Here is a 2,764-nt window from a genome sequence, read left to right as displayed (position 1 = left end):
GCTGAATGCTGACAAAAAGACAAATAAGTATTGAAATCTCAGCTAATTAATGGTAAACCATTGGTCAGTGGTGAAAAACCGATAGGAATTTATTGGTTGTAGGAGTGTAAAATGTCTCGAAGACTGACTATTAATGGCTTTGAAATTCATGACGATAGCGATTGCTTTGTGATTGCTGAAATTGGGAATAACCATCAAGGCAGCTTGGAAAAGTGTAAAGAAATGTTCCGGATTGCTAAGGAATGCGGAGCGAATGCTGTAAAACTACAAAAACGAGACAATCGTGCCCTTTACACGAAAGCTGCTTTTGACAGACCTTATGACCATGAAAATAGTTTTGGTTTGACCTACGGTGAGCATCGGGAGTTTCTAGAATTTGGTGCTTACGAATATCAGGAATTGAAAAAGTATGCTGAAGAAGTAGGGATTACGTTTTTCTCTACTGCTTTTGATATTCCGAGTGCGGACTTTTTGGGTGAGTTGGATATGCCAGCTTATAAGATCGCTTCTGGAGACCTTAAGAGCTTGCCCCTAATTAAACATGTTGCCCAATTCCAAAAGCCGATGATCGTTAGCACCGGTGCAGCTACTTTAGAGGATGTGCAACGGGTTTATGATGCGATCATGCCGATTAACCCCCAGCTGTGTATCCTCCAATGTACGGCAAGCTATCCAGCGGACTTTGAAGAACTTGACCTGAAGGTGATCGAGACCTATCGGGAACTGTTCAGTGATATTGTGATTGGTCTATCTAGCCATGACAACGGTATCGCCATGGCAGTGGCGGCTTATGTTCTTGGGGCTCGTGTGATTGAGAAACACTTTACCCTGAACCGGGCGATGAAAGGAACAGACCATGCTTTCTCGTTAGAACCGACAGGGTTGCGCAAGATGGTAAGAGACCTCAGACGCACTCGCCAAGCTTTTGGGGATGGGGTGAAGAAAGTACACCTAAATGAACGTCCTGCTTACTTGAAGATGGGTAAAAAACTGGTTGCTGGGGATAATTTACCTGTAGGACATGTTTTAAGGGCAGAGGATATCGCGATGAAATCCCCAGGGGATGGTTTACCCCCTTATGAATTGGACCATGTGATTGGTAAAGTCTTAACCAAACCCCTAAGGGTGGATGAGTCGATTATGTTGGCTGGGTTGGTGGAAAATGTTGAAAAGGTTGCTTTGTAGGGTGTTGTTGGCTTCGTGAACTATTTTGACCTCTCTGGCAAAATCGCTATTGTTACTGGAGTCTTAGGTAAACTTGGACCGGTGTGGAGTCGGGCATTACTGGATGCTGGCGCAACGGTTGTGGGGATAGACCTACCATTGGCTCAGGTGCCAAGGTCTTTTGAGCTACTTCAACGGCATTATCCCAAGACTCGTTTGTTTTTGGAGCGGGGTGATATATGCGATCGCACTGCCATCATCGCAATCCGCGATCGCATCCTGACCGACATTGGCATTCCTGCTGTGATTGTCAACAATGCTGGGATTGACCAACCTCCTGGTCCAGTGAAAACCTACAGCTTGGAAGAGATACCCCTAGAGATTTGCCGCAATGTGTTTGAGGTGAATGTCTTGGGAGCATTCCAGGTGACTCAAGTCTTCGGTAGCCCGATGGTGGAAGCTAGACGAGGTTCAATCATTAATATCGGTTCCTTGTATGGGAGCGTATCTCCCGATGCCCGGTTTTATGAGCATCTGGAGTGCGACCCTCCTTTTTTAAAACCCCCTGCCTATGGGGCATCCAAGGCAGCACTGGTGAATTTAACCCGGTACTTTGCTACCCACTGGGGACCCTTTGGCATCCGGGTTAATGCCCTTTCTCCGGGAGGAGTATTGGGTGGACAAGATGAGGAATTCAAAGGTCAATTTTGCGATCGCGTTCCTCTAGGACGGATGGCAGAGTTTGATGATTTACTTGGCCCATTAGTGTTTCTGGCATCCGATGCCTCTGCCTATGTCACAGGTATCGAACTCAGAGTTGATGGTGGTTTTACAGTTTGGTAGATTAGACTCCTACTCCCTATTCCCTATTCCCTATTCCCTATCTTGATTGCTATTGTTTGAACTTCTATTGGTATCATGACTCACCATGAGACACTTCCAAGGGGGAAAAAATAATGGCACAAGACTATTTACCGAGCCAAGTCTTGAACTGGATTGATGGTCAACAAGTAGCAGCAGTGGCAGGAGAATGGTTTGAGAAGCTAGACCCCACTAATGGTCAAGTGCTATGTCAGGTGGCTCGCTCAAGAGCAGCAGATATTGAGCAAGCGGTAAGGTCAGCTAAACAGGCTCAACCGGCTTGGGCTGATACTCCCCCGGTACAACGGGGAGCTATCTTACACGAGATTGTCCTGGGTATGAAAGCCCGTCAGGAGGAGATTGCCAAGATAGTAGCAGCAGAAACCGGTAAGTCCTATAGTTCAGCTTATGGAGAAACTGGCGGTGCGATCGCATTAGGATTATTCTACGCTAGTGAAGGACAACGGTTGTATGGTCGCACCACTACCAGCGGTGTGGTTAATAAATATGCCATGACTGTGCGTCAACCTCTGGGAGTTGCTGGATTAATTATTGCGGCCAATACTCCCATTGCTAATGTAGCCTGGAAAGTCTTTCCAGCCCTGGTTTGTGGCAATAGCGCTGTATTAAAAGTAGCAGAAGACACTCCCGCCACGGCTTGGATAGTTGGACAAATTGCTCAAGAGGCTGGGTTACCCCCTGGTGTCCTCAATATTATTCAGGGATATGGTGAAGAAGC

The 2,764-nt window shown here is 46.7% G+C and carries 3 protein-coding genes; all 3 read left to right on the top strand.

The genetic code is table 11. The features are described from left to right. Window positions 1-111: 111 nt before the first annotated feature. Window positions 112-1,185 (top strand): N-acetylneuraminate synthase family protein, encoded by a 1,074-nt coding sequence (locus tag F6K38_RS19165; RefSeq protein ID WP_008188057.1) that lies wholly within the window; start codon window positions 112-114, stop codon window positions 1,183-1,185. A 15-nt stretch (window positions 1,186-1,200) separates the two neighbouring features. Continuing rightward, window positions 1,201-2,007: an SDR family oxidoreductase gene (locus tag F6K38_RS19160; protein ID WP_287313308.1), complete on the top strand. Its 807-nt coding sequence runs from the start codon at window positions 1,201-1,203 to the stop codon at window positions 2,005-2,007. A 113-nt stretch (window positions 2,008-2,120) separates the two neighbouring features. Further along, window positions 2,121-2,764 (top strand): aldehyde dehydrogenase family protein (locus F6K38_RS19155; RefSeq protein WP_287357147.1); only part of this gene is annotated, 644 nt, incomplete at its 3' end.

This window comes from Moorena sp. SIO3B2, from assembly GCF_010692525.1.
Lineage (GTDB): Bacteria > Cyanobacteriota > Cyanobacteriia > Cyanobacteriales > Coleofasciculaceae > Moorena > Moorena producens.
The sequence above is the reverse complement of the archived record's forward strand: the minus strand, read 5'-3'. Positions and strand labels throughout refer to the sequence as shown.

Excerpts from the sequence above, each read along its gene's own strand:
- F6K38_RS19165 (WP_008188057.1), top strand. The coding sequence starts at position 112 with ATGTCTCGAAGACTGACTATTAATGGCTTTGAAATTCATGACGATAGC.